This window comes from Kribbella sp. NPDC049174 (genome assembly GCF_043197365.1).
GTDB lineage: Bacteria > Actinomycetota > Actinomycetes > Propionibacteriales > Kribbellaceae > Kribbella.
Window position 1 is genome coordinate 136,298 of the sequence record NZ_JBICSZ010000007.1, and the last position, 14,746, is coordinate 151,043.

Annotated in this window: 15 protein-coding genes; 11 read left to right on the forward strand and 4 right to left on the reverse strand. The window is 69.1% G+C overall.

Annotated elements, in window-relative coordinates; genetic code table 11:
* Positions 1 to 17 precede the first annotated feature (17 nt).
* Positions 18 to 662: a pyridoxamine 5'-phosphate oxidase gene (gene pdxH, locus ACGFIF_RS30385; protein WP_393159205.1), complete on the forward strand. Its 645-nt coding sequence runs from the start codon at positions 18 to 20 to the stop codon at positions 660 to 662.
* Here the strand turns inward: pdxH and ACGFIF_RS30390 are convergent.
* Positions 593 to 2,830 carry an MMPL family transporter gene (locus tag ACGFIF_RS30390; protein ID WP_393159206.1) on the reverse strand — a complete coding sequence of 746 codons (2,238 nt, stop codon included), beginning with the start codon at positions 2,828 to 2,830 and terminating at the stop codon, positions 593 to 595. The genes pdxH and ACGFIF_RS30390 overlap by 70 nt on opposite strands.
* A 118-nt stretch (positions 2,831 to 2,948) precedes the next feature.
* On the opposite strand from ACGFIF_RS30390, the gene ACGFIF_RS30395 reads away from it, so the two are divergent.
* The 4 genes from ACGFIF_RS30395 (at position 2,949) to ACGFIF_RS30410 (ending at position 5,884) form a co-directional block, all read left to right on the forward strand.
* Positions 2,949 to 3,668 carry a TetR/AcrR family transcriptional regulator gene (locus tag ACGFIF_RS30395; protein WP_393159208.1) on the forward strand — a complete coding sequence of 240 codons (720 nt, stop codon included), beginning with the start codon at positions 2,949 to 2,951 and terminating at the stop codon, positions 3,666 to 3,668.
* 293 nt (positions 3,669 to 3,961) lie between these two features.
* Positions 3,962 to 4,255, forward strand: coding sequence for a hypothetical protein (locus ACGFIF_RS30400; protein ID WP_393159210.1), 294 nt, complete (start codon positions 3,962 to 3,964; stop codon positions 4,253 to 4,255).
* Positions 4,255 to 5,259 (forward strand): SPFH domain-containing protein, encoded by a 1,005-nt coding sequence (locus ACGFIF_RS30405; protein ID WP_393159212.1) that lies wholly within the window; start codon positions 4,255 to 4,257, stop codon positions 5,257 to 5,259. Before ACGFIF_RS30400 ends, ACGFIF_RS30405 begins: the two co-directional genes overlap by 1 nt.
* A gap of 13 nt (positions 5,260 to 5,272) precedes the next feature.
* Positions 5,273 to 5,884: a CGNR zinc finger domain-containing protein gene (locus ACGFIF_RS30410; RefSeq protein WP_393159214.1), complete on the forward strand. Its 612-nt coding sequence runs from the start codon at positions 5,273 to 5,275 to the stop codon at positions 5,882 to 5,884.
* Here ACGFIF_RS30410 and ACGFIF_RS30415 read toward each other — a convergent pair.
* The gene (locus ACGFIF_RS30415; RefSeq protein WP_393159216.1) at positions 5,881 to 6,618 is read right to left on the reverse strand and encodes a hypothetical protein; all 738 of its coding nucleotides are present in this window, start codon (positions 6,616 to 6,618) and stop codon (positions 5,881 to 5,883) included. The two genes, ACGFIF_RS30410 and ACGFIF_RS30415, sit on opposite strands and share 4 nt — an antisense overlap.
* 303 nt (positions 6,619 to 6,921) lie before the next feature.
* Here ACGFIF_RS30415 and ACGFIF_RS30420 point away from each other — a divergent pair, with 303 nt between their 5' ends.
* From ACGFIF_RS30420 to ACGFIF_RS30445, 6 genes are all read left to right on the forward strand, one after another.
* Positions 6,922 to 7,548, forward strand: a complete 627-nt coding sequence (locus ACGFIF_RS30420; protein WP_393159218.1) for a TetR family transcriptional regulator — start codon at positions 6,922 to 6,924, stop codon at positions 7,546 to 7,548.
* A 145-nt stretch (positions 7,549 to 7,693) separates the two neighbouring features.
* Complete coding sequence (locus ACGFIF_RS30425) at positions 7,694 to 8,644, forward strand: ROK family protein (protein WP_393159220.1); 951 nt, start codon at positions 7,694 to 7,696, stop codon at positions 8,642 to 8,644.
* A complete protein-coding gene (gene nagA / locus ACGFIF_RS30430; RefSeq protein ID WP_393159221.1) occupies positions 8,641 to 9,771 on the forward strand; it encodes an N-acetylglucosamine-6-phosphate deacetylase in 1,131 nt (376 codons plus the stop codon). The genes ACGFIF_RS30425 and nagA overlap by 4 nt, the downstream gene beginning before the upstream one ends.
* Positions 9,772 to 9,778: 7 nt before the next feature.
* Positions 9,779 to 10,684 carry a 1-phosphofructokinase family hexose kinase gene (locus ACGFIF_RS30435; protein ID WP_393159223.1) on the forward strand — a complete coding sequence of 302 codons (906 nt, stop codon included), beginning with the start codon at positions 9,779 to 9,781 and terminating at the stop codon, positions 10,682 to 10,684.
* 11 nt (positions 10,685 to 10,695) lie between these two features.
* On the forward strand, positions 10,696 to 11,532 hold the full coding sequence (locus tag ACGFIF_RS30440) for a ketose-bisphosphate aldolase (RefSeq protein ID WP_393159225.1): 837 nt from the start codon (positions 10,696 to 10,698) through the stop codon (positions 11,530 to 11,532).
* Positions 11,532 to 12,782 carry an APC family permease gene (locus tag ACGFIF_RS30445; RefSeq protein WP_393159226.1) on the forward strand — a complete coding sequence of 417 codons (1,251 nt, stop codon included), beginning with the start codon at positions 11,532 to 11,534 and terminating at the stop codon, positions 12,780 to 12,782. Before ACGFIF_RS30440 ends, ACGFIF_RS30445 begins: the two co-directional genes overlap by 1 nt.
* Here ACGFIF_RS30445 and ACGFIF_RS30450 read toward each other — a convergent pair.
* Both ACGFIF_RS30450 and ACGFIF_RS30455 read right to left on the reverse strand, forming a co-directional pair.
* Positions 12,748 to 13,797, reverse strand: a complete 1,050-nt coding sequence (locus ACGFIF_RS30450; protein WP_393159227.1) for an ABC transporter permease subunit — start codon at positions 13,795 to 13,797, stop codon at positions 12,748 to 12,750. The genes ACGFIF_RS30445 and ACGFIF_RS30450 overlap by 35 nt on opposite strands.
* Positions 13,794 to 14,729, reverse strand: a complete 936-nt coding sequence (locus tag ACGFIF_RS30455) for an ABC transporter ATP-binding protein (RefSeq protein ID WP_393159228.1) — start codon at positions 14,727 to 14,729, stop codon at positions 13,794 to 13,796. The genes ACGFIF_RS30450 and ACGFIF_RS30455 overlap by 4 nt, the downstream gene beginning before the upstream one ends.
* Between the last annotated feature and the right edge of the window lie 17 nt (positions 14,730 to 14,746).

Here is a 14,746-nt window from a genome sequence, read left to right on the forward strand (position 1 = left end):
CCGTGGATCTTGCGGAGATGCGGCGTATCTATGGAATCGGCGAGTTGCTCGAGACCCAGGTCGACCCGGACCCGATCGTCCAGTTCGGCATCTGGCTCCAGCAGGCGACGGAGGCCGGCCTGGCCGAGCCGAACGCGATGGTGCTGGCCACCGCCGACAGCGACGGCCGCCCGTCCGCACGGACTGTCCTCCTCAAGGGCCTGGACGCCCGCGGGTTCGTGTTCTACACCAACCAGCAGTCCCGCAAAGCCGATGACCTCGCCGCGAACCCGCACTGCGCCCTCGTCTTCCCCTGGCACGCGATGGAGCGGCAGGTCCGGATCGAAGGCACCGTGAGCAAGCTCCCGGCCGACGAGGTCGACGCGTACTTCGCCAGCCGTCCGCGCGAGTCACAACTCGGTGCCTGGGCCTCGCAACAGAGCCAGCCGGTCGAGTCCCGCGAGGAGCTCGACCTGCAGTACACCTCGTACGAGCGGCAGTGGCCGGAGGGCACCGAGATCTCCACGCCGTACTTCTGGGGTGGGTACCTCGTCCACCCGGACAGCGTCGAGTTCTGGCAGGGCCGCACCGGCCGCCTCCACGACCGCCTGGCCTACCGCCGGACCAAGTCGTCGACCGATGCGGCCTGGTCCGACTGGGAACTGACCCGGCTCCAACCCTGAGAGCCCTGCGGGCCCTGAGCACCCTGAGGCCCGTCCGAGCTCTCGCGGAACCCGAACCGCTCCCACCACCGCACCAGCGGTCCCGGCGCCCACCAGTTCGCCCGGCCGAGCAGCCGCATCGTGGCCGGCACCAGCAGCGCCCGCACGATGGTCGCGTCCAGCGCGATCGCGATCACCAGCCCGACCCCGATCATCTTCACGAACACGATGCCCGAGGTGGAGAACGCGGCCACCACGATGATCAGCAGCAACGCCGCGCTGGTGATGATCCCGCCGGTCCGTTGCAGCCCGAGTGCGACCGCCTGGGTGTTGTCGCCGGTCCGGTCGTACTCCTCCCGGATCCGGCTGAGCAGGAACACCTCGTAGTCCATCGAGAGCCCGAACAGTACGGCGAACAGCAGCACCGGGTTGGTGGCGTCGAGGAACCCGGCCGGGGTGAAGTCGAGCAGCCCGGACAGGTTACCGTCCTGGAAGATCCACACCATCGCGCCGAACGCGGCCGACAGGGACAGCACGTTCATCACCAGTGCCTTGGCCGGCAACACGAAGGATCCGAAGGCAACGAACAGCAGGACGAACGTGATCAGCACGATGAACCCGGCCATCCATGGTGCCCGCTCGGCCAGGACGTCGAGCAGGTCGATCACGGCCGCCGTCTCACCACCGACCTCGACCGAGGTCCCGGCCGGCGGCGCCACCGCCCGCACGTCGTGGACGACGTCACGCGCAGGCAACTCCTGCCCGGTGAAGTGCGTGTGCACGACCACCGACGCGACACCGTCCGAGTAACCGCCGAGCCGCACGTTGTCGACATCCTTGATCTGCCCGAGCGTTCCGACGTACGGCGCCAAGGCCGCCGCCGGATCAGCAGGCGGAGAGTCGAACCGCACCGCCACGAAGATCTCCGACCCGCCGGCCCCGGCGAAGTCCTGCTGCAGCGTCTCCGTCACCGTGCGAGACGTCGCGCCCGAAGGCAAGGCCCGATGGTCGACCCCGCCCAACTGCGCCTGCAGGAAGGGAATCCCGAGCACCAGCAGCAGCGGAATCAGCACCACGACATACCGGACCGGCCGCTTCATCACACTGTGCGCGAGCCGGTACCACGCGCCGTGCTCCGCCGCCCCAGGCTTGCGTCGCCGCAGGAAAGGCAACCGCAGGTTGTTCACCCGATGCCCCAGTACGGCGAGCAACGCGGGCAGCGCCGTCAGCGCCGCCACCATGGCGACCGCCACCGCGGCCGCACCGCCGTACGCCATCGAGCGCAGGAACATCACCGGGAACAGCACCAGACTGCTGATCGCCACACCGACCGTGATCCCGGAGAACGCGACCGTCCGGCCGGCCGTCGACATCGTCACCGCCAGCGCCGTCTCCACGTCATTGCCCTTGGCAAGCTCCTCGCGGAACCGGGTGACGATGAACAGTGCGTAGTCGATCGCCAGGCCGAGCCCGATCATGGTGACGATGTTGATCGAGAAGATCGACACGTCGGTCACCGCGGACAATCCTCTGAGCACCACGAACGCGCCCAGGATCGCCAGGGCGCCGACGAACAGCGGCAGGCTCGCCGCGACCAGGCCGCCGAACACCACGACCAGCAGCACCAGCACGATCGGCGTCGAGATGGTCTCCGCCCGCACGATGTCGTGCTCGGTCTGGGTGTTCACCTCGTCGAAGACCGCGATCTCACCGCCCACCTTCGCGTCCAGCCCGGCCGGCGACGTTCGCAACTGATCGGCGATCTTGTGGAACGTCTCCAGCCGTGCGTCCGGATTCGCACCGGCCAAGGTCAGTACGGCGTACGTGCTGTGCTGGTCCTTGGAGACGAAGGCGGGGGAGCGGGTGGTCCAGTACGTCGCGGTGCTCGTCACCTCGGTGGACGGCAACGCGGACAGGTGACGCTCCACCGACTGCCGGAACGCGGGATCGGCCACAGTCTTCGAGCCGCCGTCGTACAGCACGATGACGTCGGTGCCGGTCCGGCCGACGGTCTGCTCGATGGTCGCGACCGCGTTGGCCGCCTCGGTGTCCGGTGCGTCGAAGCCGCCGTTGGCCAGCGAGCCGAACACGCCGGTGCCCCAGGCGAGGCCGACGGCGACGAAGACTCCGGTCAGGGCGAGCACCAGGCGGCGGCGCCGATAGGTGAAGCGGCCGAGCGTCTCGAACACGAAACTCTCCCCCAGGGCGTAGATTTGAGCGGATGGCAAAGAGTGAACAGCGTTAACTGTTAACGGTGTTAACTCTAGGCCGAGGACGGTCGTCGTTGTCAAGGGAGAAAACCGACAGATGGAACCGAGTCCGACCCGGCGCGATCGCCAGCGGGCCGCCACGGTCGCCGAGATCAAGGCCGCCGCCCGGAGGCTGCTGGTCGGCGGCGGCGTGGCCGCGGTCGGCCTGCGGGCCGTCGCGCGCGAGCTCGGTCTCACCCCGCCGGCGCTCTACCGGTACTTCCCGAGCCACGAGGCGCTGATCAGCGCACTGATCGCGGATCTGTACGACGAACTGACCGCGGCGCTGATGGCGTTGCAGGACAACGACGCCGACCCGGATCTGGGCGCGCGGCTCTACCTGCTCGCCAACGGCCTGCGCGACTGGGCCCTGGCCCACCCGGCCGAGTTCGGGCTGCTGTTCGGCACCGCGATCCCGGATCCGGACGCGGAAGGACACGAGGAGACCCCCGGCCATCAGGCGGCGATGCGGTTCGCGGGGGTGTTCAAGGCACTGGTCGCCCAGGTCTGGCACCAGAAGCCTTTCCCGCATCCGTCCGAGGAGGAGATCGGGCCGGTGCTGGTGGCCCAGCTGTCCCGGAAGTCGGAGTACTTCGACGGGATGCCGCCGGGCGCCATCTACCTGGCACTGAACTACTGGACCAGGCTGTACGGCCTGATCTGCATGGAGGTCTTCGGTCAGTTGCACTGGGCACTGGAGGACGCCGGTGCCTACTTCGAGGCGCAGCTCTTCGAGATCGGGGAGGCACTCGGGCTCGACTGCCCGACCCCTGGATAGAAAGAAGCCCGCGGGCGCTTCCAGAACGCGACCGGGTGGCCGAACTCTGGGTCAGGCGGACTGACCTGACTGCCCGCGGGCCCGGTGGCTGGCGTTGAATTGGCCGACCCCGGTTCAACGCAATAAAGCGCTGTCCCACTTAACTAGTGGTTGGCGGTCAACCCGCCGCCACCTCACGAGTCCGATAGCAATTCATGCGTTGGACCACCTCCCTTCGCGTGTACTGCGAACCTACTTCCCGAAGGTCCGCCGTTCAACCGCTTTTCGCCCGCGAACGTGATCCCATAAGGGACATGTTCAGACTCGGACTGCCGGTGATCGTCATCCTGCTGGTCGGAACCGCCTGGTTCGCGTGGGCGTCGTACCGCCGGGCCGCCCAGGCAGAGCGGGCGCTGGCCGAGCTGCACGCCGAGAACCGGGCGCTGCTGCAGGAGGCCAGGGCGCTGGAACGGGCGGTCGCGGCTGCCGAGCAGGGCTTGCGTACGCTCAGCTCGCATCCGTCGGTGCCGCGCGACGTCGCGCTCACCGCCGACCTGACGATCGCCGACGTACGGCGACTGGTAGAACGCAAGGAGCTCGACGACTGATGGCAAAGCTGGGGAACGCCGCGGCCGCGGTGAAGGCCACCGGGGGCGGCGGCGTCAAGGCGAAGGTGATCGGCGGCATCGTCCTGGCCGTGATCGCGCTGATCGTGTTGTTCAACATCTTCAACTTCGCCGACACCGACGCGAACAAGATCGGTCTGCACTACGGCGGCGGTGTGGTCGAGGACAAGAGCTTCAAGTCGATCATCCCGCCGGGCTCGACGAACAAGCTGATCGGCCCGGGCGACACGGTCTACGCCTACCCGATCGACCAGCGCTCGTACATCATCGGCGGCGACGGTGCGGACACCGACACCGCCGACGAGGTCACCGTGGTCAGCAAGGACAACGTCCGGCTCGGTGTCCGGGTGCAGGTCTACTTCACCCTGAATCGGACCGAGGAGACGCTGAAGTCCTTCCATGAGCGGATCGGTCTGAAGACCGACGCGTACGAGGACGACGGCTGGGACACCATGCTGCGGAGCTACTTCCGGCCGCAGATCGACCGCGCATTGTCCGCCGTCGCGACCAACTACAACTGGGCCGAGCTCTACAACAACGAGGCGAAGAAGTCCGCCTTCCAGAAGGCTGCGGCCGAGGAGTTCACCCGGCTGCTGCCGGCCGCGGTCGGCGGGGACTACTTCTGCGGCCCGTCGTACACCGGCAACAACGCGTGCGGTGAGCTGTCCTTCACCGTCCAGAAGCCGACGCCGCTGGACAAGGGCATCATCGACGGCCTGGAGGCCAAGCAGCGGGCCGAGCTGGCCAGGGCGACGCAGGTGCAGAAGAACGAGCAGGTCAACGTCGAGCTGCAGTCGGTCAAGCAGCAGGTGGCGATGCTCGGGGCGCAGGGCTACCTGCTGAAGACGGCGATCGAGTCGGGCAAGATCCAGTTCATGGTGATCCCGCAGAACGGCAACGTCAGCATCCCGGTGCCGACCACCGCCCAGACCACCCAGCCGGCCCAGCCGGCTCCGCCGAACCAGCAGACCCAGCCGAACCGCTGAATCGAGAGCACCCGTGTCCGCGCTGCCTTCGCACCTAGAGCTCGTGCAGGGCGTCGTCCTGCCCAAGCCGGTCGGCGCGGACCCGGTGCTCGACTTCGTCAACACCCGGGCCGACTGGACCGTCCGGGCCCGGCCACGGACCGAGTGGCTGACGTCGTACGAGGCCTTCCTGATCTGGACCTCGTACGTCGGCCTGTTGCCGCCGGCGACCGTGTTCCGCCTGATCGAGCAGGCCAGCGGTAAGCCGACCGAGGCGGCCCGCAGGTTGCACACGGCTTTGGAGTTCAGAGCCGATCTGTACGACGTCCTGACCGGCCAGACGACCGGTGGGTCGTTCGAGGGCGCGGCCCGGGTGATCGAGAAGGCATCCGGGCGGCGGCAGCTCGTGCCTGCGGACGAGGGCGCGTCGTGGGAGTTGCCGGAGGACTTGGCTCAGCCGCTCGACCAGGTCGCGCTGCTCGCCGGTGAGCTGTTCACCGGGCCATCCCGGGCACATGTCCGGCTCTGCCCGGGGGAGTCGTGCGGCTGGCTGTTCCTCGATCAGCGCGGGCGCCGGCGCTGGTGCTCGATGGCGACCTGCGGCAACCGCGCCAAGGTCCGGGCCCACGCGGCCCGGGTTCGCTAGTTGAACATCGCCGGGTCGACGGTGATCCACGTGTGGCGCGCACGGGCGAGCACGCGGCCGTCGGCGTCGTACAGGGTGCTGGCGGTGAACGTCTTCCGACCGTCCTCACCGAGGTAGCGGCCGAGTGCCACGCAGGCCTCACCGACATGCGGTCGTGCGTCGATGCAGGCCGTGAGCTGGCCGAGCACCGACGGCCGGCCCTCCAGATCGATCGCCCATCCACCCGGGCAGTCGAGTGCCGCCCAGAGGAACACCTCGTCCACCAGCCCGTCGTCGCCGGTGGCGAGGTCGGCGGCCGGTTTCCAGGTGCACGCCGTCCGTCCGTCGCCCAAAGGCCCGGGCTTGAGGTGCAGTCCGTCCTTGTTGGCCGGCCCGCACACGAAGCACGTCGGGAACGGGTGGTTCTTCAGCCCGCGGTACGACGCCTCGGCCACCCGAGCCTCCTCCGGCAACACCGGATCGACTGTCGCATCGGCCAGGAAGTCAGCGGACACCGGTACGGCGCTCGCGACCAAGGACTCACCGTCGAGCAGGCGGGCGCCCTCGGAGTCGGCGACGAGCTCCAGCTCCCGCTCCACCGGCGGCGGCATCCGCAAGGTGACCTGCGGCACCAGCCCGCCGTCGATCGCACCGGCCAGGGCGGTCCCCAGCCGGCCGGCGACGTACCCACCGTTCCCGGATCTCTCCGGTCCCTGGAACCGTCGGGCGATCCACACCGCTTCCCGGTCATTCATGGATCTCGACCCTAGTCGTTCACGGTCGGTGGCTCACATTGCCACACACAGTGACCGAATCTGAGTACTAAGACCATCCCGGCGGACCGGATCAGGGGACCTGGGCGACAGGCGAAGTACACAGGTGTGAGTTGTGATCCCGGTGGGAAAGAAGGAGTTTCAGAGAAATCTGAGGAATTCTCGGAGATAACTGAGCTGAGTACTCCTGTTCAAACGACCGTTTGAACTATGCTGACTGCAGGCTACGGCGAGTGAGCAGGTGGGGTGCCTGAGCAAGCAGTGGCCGGGGGGAAGGAGAACTCTGTGGAAACGCCGGTCGAGTCGACCCGGGAGAGGTTGCTCAACGTCGCTGAGCAACGATTCGGCGAAGGGGGTTACGAAGGAACATCGCTGCGCGCCATCACGGTCGCGGCAGCCGCGAACATCGCGGCGGTCAACTATCACTTCGGCTCGAAGGAAGCGCTGCTGCGAGCGGCGGTGGCGCGGGCCATGGCGCCGGTCAACACCGAACGCAGGCGCCGGCTGGACCAGTTGGAGGCCTCCGGTCAGCCGGAGCCCGAACAACTGATCCGCGCCTTCATCGAGCCCGGACTGGACCTGGTCCTGCGCCGCGGTGAGCGCGGTGCCGTGGTCGCACGGTTCATCGGCCGGATCGCCTTCGATCCGAGCCAGCGGATCCGCGACCTGTACGCGGCCGAGTCCGATCCGATCGAGGCGCGGTACCTGACCGCGCTGAAGGCCGCGCTACCGCACGCGACGCCGGAAGCGGTCGCGTTCGGGTACGTGAACATGCTCGGTCTGCTCGCCCTGCACCAGTCGCAGGCGCTGTCTCGCACACCAGGTCTGGAGGACGCAGAGGATTCCGGCAAGTTGGCCGAGAACCTGATCGCGTTCCTGGTGGCGGGGTTCGACCGGGGCCTGCGCGCCTGATCCGGTGGCGGCCGAATACCCGCGGCGCCCTGCCCGCGGATCTTCGGACGCAACTGAACCAGCGTCGCAGGTGGTACGGCCGGAGATGTCCAAAGACTGCTCACGGATGTTCGGACTGCCGGGTAACGCTGCATAATGGCGCTCCGTGGACCCCTGTGAAGTCGTGGTTGCCGTCGATCTCGGTGGAACCCGGATGAAGTGCGGCCTGGTCGCCGCCGACGGTGCCGTGCTGCACCGCGAGACCAGGCCGACTCCCCGGGACGCTGGGGGCCGCGCCGTCCTCGACGCGCTGCTGGAAACCGTCGTCGAACTCGGCCAGAAGGCGACCGCCGACGGCCATCGGGTGCGCGCCATCGGCGTGGTCGTGCCCGGCGTCATCGACGCCGCGACCGGTACCGTCGGCGCCGAGAATCTGGCCTGGGCCGGTACGCCGGTGCTCGCCGAGCTGACCGCCGCGGTCGGCGCGGACGTACCGGTCGTACTCGCCCACGACGTCCGGGCCGGTGGGTACGCCGAGCTCCGCCACGGCGCCCTGGCCGGCACCACGAACTCGATGTTCCTCCCGCTCGGCACCGGCATCGCCGCGGCGATGGTGGTCGACGGCTCGCTGGTCAGCGGCGACGGGTACGCCGGTGAACTCGGCCACACCCGCTTCGTCCACGGCGACGGCGCCGAGCAGTGCGCCTGCGGTCAGTGGGGCTGCCTCGAGACCGTCGCCTCCGCCGCCGCCCTGGCCCGGAGGTACGGCGCCCGCACCGGGCGGACCGTGGACGGTGCCCGCGAGGTGCTCGAGCTGCTCGCCGCCGGTGACCCGGACGCCGCGCAGGTCTGGGACGACGCGCTGACCGTCCTGGTCGACGCACTGGTCCTCTACACCACCCTGGTCGCGCCCACGCGGATCGCGATCGGTGGTGGACTGGTAGGAGCGGGCGAGACGCTGCTGCAGCCACTGCGCGACGGCATCCACGCACGGCTGACGTTCCAGCGCGAGCCGGAGATCGTCGCCGCCGTCCTGGGTGAGGAGGCCGGCTGCCTCGGCGCCGCGCAGATGGCCTGGGACCGAGTCGCCGCGGACGAGAATGAGGGTGCGGTATGACGACTTATCGCGTGGGCCGGCTCGTGACGCCGGACGACGTGCTGGAGAACGCCTGGATCCAGGTGGTCGACGAGGACATCCTCGCCTTCGGCCGCCGGTCCGAGGGGATGCCGGCCGACGGCAAGCGGCCGGAGGACCTCGGTGACGTCACGGTCGTCCCGGGCTTCGTCGACATCCACACCCACGGTGGCGGCGGGTCGACGTATTCGACGACCGATCCGGAGGAGGCGCGCAAGGTCGCGGCCTTCCATGCCAGGCACGGTACGACGACCACGCTGGCCAGCCTGGTCACGTCGCCGCTCGACGACCTGGTCTCGCAGACCGCGTGCCTCGCGGAGCTCGTCGCCGACGGTGTGATCGCGGGCGTCCACCTCGAAGGCCCGTTCCTGTCCGAGGCGCGGTGTGGTGCGCACGACCCGACGATGCTGCGTGACCCGGTCGCGGACGACGTGGCCAAGGTGCTGAGCGACGTCGTGCGGATGGTGACGATCGCGCCGGAGCTCGAGCACGGGCTGGACGCGATCCGGCAGGTGGTCGACGCCGGTGCCGTCGCCGCGCTCGGGCACACCGACGCGACGTACGAGCAGATGATCGCCGGTGCCGACGCCGGGGCGACCGTGGCGACGCACCTGTTCAACGGGATGCGGCCGTTCCACCACCGCGACCCCGGTCCGGTCGGTGCCGCGATCAACGACGAGCGGTTGCTGCTCGAAGTGATCAACGACGGCCTGCACCTGGATCCGCAGGTCGTCCGGGTCGCACTGGCCGCGGCGGGGGTGAACCGGATCGCCCTGATCACCGACGCGATGGAGGCGACCGGGATGCCGGAGGGGCGGTACAAGATCGGGAACCTCGAGGTGGACGTGAAGGACGGGCTGGTGACGCTCGCGCACGGCACGCACTCGATCGCCGGCAGCACGTTGACGATGGGCGCCGCCTACGCCAACGCGGTCAAGGCCGGGGTGTCCCTGGTCGACGCGTCCCGGATGGCGTCGACCACGCCGGCCCAGACCTTCGGCTGGTACGACGTCGGCGCGATCGAGACCGGTAAGCGGGCCGACCTGGTGCTCCTGGACGAGGAGTACGCCGTCCAGAAGGTGATGCGGGCCGGGTCGTGGCTGGACTGATCGGACCATGATCGGCACCGTCACTCTCAACCTCGCGCTGGACGTCACCTACGAGGTGGACGAGCTCGTCGTCGGCGGCAGTCATCGGGTCGCCGCGATCCGGCAGCGGGCCGGTGGCAAGGGTGTGAATGTCGCGCGGGTGGCGTCGACGCTCGGTCACCAGGTGCTCGTGCTCGGATTCGTCGGCGGTGTCACCGGTGAGCTCGTCGCCGAGGAGCTCTTCGACGCCGGGCTGACCGCGCTGCTCACCCCGATCGCCGGGGAGACTCGCCGTACCGTTGCCATCGTCAACGGCGCCGACGGGGACGCGACGATCTTCAACGAGGCCGGCCCGTCGGTGACGGCCGACGAGTGGCGAGCGTTCCTCGACCGGATGCCGTGGGGTCGGCTGGGCGTGCTGGCGTGCTCCGGCAGCCTTCCGCCGGGCTTGCCGGCCGATGCGTACGCCGAGCTCGCGGTCCGGGCCCGGCATCACGACGTACTGACGGTGATCGACGCCGGTGGCGACGCGCTGACCGCGGCGGCGAAGGCCGGTGCGGTGGTGCGGTCCAACGCGGCCGAGTTGCGTGACGCGCTCGGCGACACCACGGTCGAGGAGGGCGCTCGGCAACTGGTTCAGCTCGGCGCGACCGCGGCCGTGATCACCGACGGATCCCGCGGAATGGTTGCCGCGAGCCACAAAGGTGTCTGGCGGGCATTGCCGGTCGAGAAGGTGTCCGGGAATCCGACCGGCGCGGGAGACGCGTGTACGGCGGTCGTCGCCGCGGCGGTCGCGGAGGCGCCCGAGCCGGACTGGTCCGTCGTCCTGAAGTCTGCCGTCGCCGCATCCGCCGCCGCTGTCCTGACGCCGGTTGCCGGAGACATCGATTTGGGCGCGTACCGGCGTTGGCAACCTCAGGTTGCCGTCAACTAGAAGGAGTTCTCATGCCGTTGGTTTCCGGGGCCGAGGTTGTGCTGACCGCTGCCAAGGCCGGTCGCGGGGTCGGCGCGTTCAACGTGATCCAGCTGGAGCACGCGATCGCGCTGATCGCCGGAGCCGAGCAGGCCGGTGCACCGGTGATCCTGCAGATCAGTGAGAACGCGGTGAAGTACCACGGCGCGCTCAAGCCGATCGGTGTCGCCACACTGGCCGCCGCGGCCGCCGCTTCGGTCCCGGTCGTCGTACACCTCGATCACGCGATGGACCGCGACCTGGTCACCGAGGCGGTCTCGCTCGGCTTCACCTCGGTCATGTACGACGCCTCGAAACTCGAGTACGCCGACAACGTCGCCGCGACCAGTGAGGTGACGACGTTCTGCCACGACCACGGCGTCTTCGTCGAGGCCGAGATCGGCGAGGTCGGCGGCAAGGACGGCGTGCACGCGCCCGGTGCTCGCACCCGGCCCGACGAAGCTGTCGCCTTCGCCGAGGCCACCGCCGTCGACGCTCTCGCGGTAGCCGTCGGCTCGTCCCACGCGATGACCGAGCGCACCGCCACCCTCGACTTCGACCTGATCACCGAGCTCCACGCCGCAGTCGCCGTACCGCTCGTCCTGCATGGGTCTTCCGGCGTGGCCGACCCCGACCTCACCCGCGCCGTCGAGGCCGGGATGACCAAGGTCAACATCGCCACCCACCTCAACAACGTCTTCACCGAGTCGGTCCGCCGAACGCTCACCGACAACCCGACTCTGATCGACACCCGCAAGTACCTGGGCCCGGCCCGTGACGCGGTAGCCGCCGAGGTGGCCCGCCTCCTCGGCGTCCTCAAGGCGGTCTGATGGCTGCCCAGCCGGGGCTCGCGCGACGCCTCGGTCTGGGTGACGCCGTCGTCATCGGTGTCGGGTCGATGGTGGGGGCCGGCGTGTTCGCGGTCTGGGCACCGGCTGCGCAGGCGGCCGGGGCGGGGCTGCTGATCGGGTTGGTGATCGCGGCGGTTGTTGCCTACTGCAACGCGGTGTCGTCGGCTCAGTTGGCGGCTGTCTATCCCGTGTCGGGCGGGACGTACGTGTACGGCCGGGAGCGGCTGGGGGAGTGGTGGGGTTTCGCCGCGGGCTGGTGCTTCGTCATCGGCAAGACCGCGTCATGTGCGGCGATGGCGCTGACGTTCGCCACCTACGCGGTGCCCGGCGCCGAATGGCTCCGGCGACTGATCGCTTTGCTGGCAGTTGCCGGGCTGGCGGCCGTCAACTACCGCGGCGTGACCAGGACCGCCCGGCTGACCAGAGTCCTGGTCACGTGCACCTTGGCGGTGCTTGCCCTCGTGCTGGTTCTGCTCTTCACCGGTGAGCCGCATCGCGAACTACCGGCGCTCACCGGCACCTCGCCGTACGGGTTCCTGCAGGCGGCGGGGTTGTTGTTCTTCGCCTTCGCCGGCTACGCGCGGATCGCGACGATGGGCGAGGAGGTGCGGGACCCGGCGAAGACCATCCCCCGCGCCATCGGCATCGCCCTGCTACTTGCCATTGGCATCTACTTCCTGGTCGGCGTAGCGCTGTTGCGGGTGCTCGACCCCGCGACGACCACCGCGCCGCTGGCCGCCGCGGTCGACGCGGTCGGTGCGGCCTGGGCCGTCCCGGTGGTGAGGATCGGAGCTGCGCTGGCCAGCCTCGGTGCGCTTCTCGCTCTGATCGCCGGCATCGGGCGGACCTCCCTGGCGATGGCGCGCAACCACGACCTCCCCGCGTGGCTGGCCGCCGTACACCCGCGCTACCAAGTGCCGCACCACGCCGAGATCGCGCTCGCCGTGGTCGTCGGCATCCTCGTCCTCACCACCGACCTCAGAGGCGTGATCGGCTTCTCGTCCTTCGGTGTCCTGCTGTACTACGCGATCGCGAACGCCGCCGCGTTCACCCAACCGGCCGATCAACGTCGTTGGCCTCGTGCCGTCAACGTGATCGGCCTGGTCGGCTGCGTCGTCCTCGCGGTCACCCTGCCTTGGACCTCGGCTGTGGTGGCCGCAGCCCTGCTCGCGGTCGCCCTGCTGGTACGACGGCTCAGGAAAGGTCGCGCCGGATCCGCCAGAAGCTGAACCCGGTCAGGCCGAAAGCCAGCAGCATGAACAACCCGAACTCGCGCCACTGCAGTGACCAGAAGGTGTCCGAGGTGAAGTACCGGACGTGCTGCCGGTAGCCCTCGTCGGCCAGCCGCTGGAAGCACGCGTCCCGCTTCGGGTTGGGGCGCACCTCCTGGGCTGCTCCCGGCGGCCCACCTGGTTCGCAGTCGATCGTCCACGAGGGCAGCACGCTCAGCGCCTTGCCGGACTTGTCGACGGTCTTGTCGTACAGCTTCCACGCGCCGACGGCACCGGTCGCGACCTCGATCTGCTTCACCTCCGGATTGGGCCCTGGCCCGGAGAGCATGAAGCCACGGATGTTCTCCGCGGAAGCGACGATCTTCTGATCCGTCGGCGCCATCAGGTGCGGCCGGACGAACGTCGGCGTCAGGATCTGCACCAGGATCACCACGGCCAGGGTGACCGCGAGGGCGACGAGGGTACGGCGTACGACGAGTCCGATCGCGACACCGAGGGCGAACGCGAAGGCGGCGTACCCGACCGGGACCAGGCCGCGGGCGGAGAAGACCGGCGGGAACATCCGGGGCAGGTAGGAGTTCGACTCCTGTCCGGCGTTGATCGCGTCGTCGATCGGGTCGGACCACCAGGTGACGGCGAGGCTGAGCAGTCCGGTGATCGCGATCGCGCTCAGGCCGGTGATCCCGACCTTGGTCGCGAGCCAGCGTCGCCGGCCGATGCTCTGGCTCCACACCAGCCGGTGTGTCCCGGTCTCCAGCTCACGCGCGATCAGCGGCGCGCCCCAGAACGCTCCGATCACCGGCGGGACGGCGTACAGGAGCGCCTGTCCGATGTAGTACAGCTGCGGGTTGAGCCGCTCGAGCGCGAGATTCCTGATGAACTCGGTGGTCAGCCGTTGATAGTCGTCCGCGAGCCCCGGCCCGGTGACGGCGAGGATGACGATCGCCGCGGCGATCACCGTCGCGACCACCAGGAACTGGACGCGGAACTGTCGCCAGGTCAACCAGATCATCGGTGCACCTCCAGCAGCGGGCGTTCGGGTTGGGCCGGGGCGGTGCGGCCCATGTACGCCAGCACCAGGTCTTCGAGGGTGAGCTGACTGACGTTCCAGGCCGGGTCGAGGATCGGCTGGTCGGTCCGGATCAGGAATGTCGACTGCCGGTCCGTGTGGCTCTCGGTCACCACGTGCTGGTCCCGGGGCAGGTCCTTGGCGTTGCGCCGCGGTCCGGTCAGCCGGAAGTGCGTCGCGAGCAGGGTGTCGATCTCGCCACTCACCTGGACCCGCGAGTCGACCAGCACGACCAGGAAGTCACAGGCGCGTTCCACGTCGGAGACGAGGTGCGAGGACAGTACGACGCTCAACTCCTGCTCGGCGACCGCCTGCATCAGGTCCTGCAGGAACTCGCGCCGGGCCAGCGGATCGAGCGCGGCGACCGGTTCGTCCAGGATCAGCAGATCGGGACGCTTGGCCAGGCCGACGGTCAGCGCCAGCTGCGCCCGCTGGCCGCCGGACAACTTGCCGGCGCGCTGCTTCGGGTCGAGGCCGAGGTGCTGGATCCGTTGCTGGGCAAGGGAATCGTCCCACCCCGGGTTGAGCCGGGCGCCGAGTTTCAGATGATCGGCGATGCTCAGGCGGCTGTAGGTGGGGGTGTCCTGAGCGACGTACCCGACCTTCGCCTGCTGTGCACCGGCCGCCGTACCGAGCACCTCGACGGTGCCGGTCGTCGGGGTGAGCATTCCGACGGCCAGGTTCAGCAGCGTGCTCTTGCCTGCCCCGTTCGGCCCGACCAGCCCAACCACGTGCCCAGCCGGAACCTCCAGGTCGCAGTCGGTCAACGCCCACCGGCGACCGTATCTCTTGCCCAATCCCTGGGCCTGCAGAACCGGGGTCATCGCAATGATGGCGCGGACGTCCCGTACCTCGCGGCGGGGAAGTAGCGCCATCTCCCTCCCTTCAAGAA

What these genes read in the sequence shown, in the direction of transcription:
- pdxH (WP_393159205.1), top strand. Translation starts at nt 18, where the DNA reads ATGCGGCGTATCTATGGAATCGGCGAGTTGCTCGAGACCCAGGTCGAC.
- ACGFIF_RS30395 (WP_393159208.1), top strand. Translation starts at nt 2,949, where the DNA reads ATGGAACCGAGTCCGACCCGGCGCGATCGCCAGCGGGCCGCCACGGTC.
- ACGFIF_RS30400 (WP_393159210.1), top strand. Translation starts at nt 3,962, where the DNA reads ATGTTCAGACTCGGACTGCCGGTGATCGTCATCCTGCTGGTCGGAACC.
- ACGFIF_RS30405 (WP_393159212.1), top strand. Translation starts at nt 4,255, where the DNA reads ATGGCAAAGCTGGGGAACGCCGCGGCCGCGGTGAAGGCCACCGGGGGC.
- ACGFIF_RS30415 (WP_393159216.1), bottom strand. Translation starts at nt 6,618, where the DNA reads ATGAATGACCGGGAAGCGGTGTGGATCGCCCGACGGTTCCAGGGACCG.
- nagA (WP_393159221.1), top strand. Translation starts at nt 8,641, where the DNA reads ATGACGACTTATCGCGTGGGCCGGCTCGTGACGCCGGACGACGTGCTG.
- ACGFIF_RS30435 (WP_393159223.1), top strand. Translation starts at nt 9,779, where the DNA reads ATGATCGGCACCGTCACTCTCAACCTCGCGCTGGACGTCACCTACGAG.
- ACGFIF_RS30440 (WP_393159225.1), top strand. Translation starts at nt 10,696, where the DNA reads ATGCCGTTGGTTTCCGGGGCCGAGGTTGTGCTGACCGCTGCCAAGGCC.
- ACGFIF_RS30445 (WP_393159226.1), top strand. Translation starts at nt 11,532, where the DNA reads ATGGCTGCCCAGCCGGGGCTCGCGCGACGCCTCGGTCTGGGTGACGCC.
- ACGFIF_RS30450 (WP_393159227.1), bottom strand. Translation starts at nt 13,797, where the DNA reads ATGATCTGGTTGACCTGGCGACAGTTCCGCGTCCAGTTCCTGGTGGTC.
- ACGFIF_RS30455 (WP_393159228.1), bottom strand. Translation starts at nt 14,729, where the DNA reads ATGGCGCTACTTCCCCGCCGCGAGGTACGGGACGTCCGCGCCATCATT.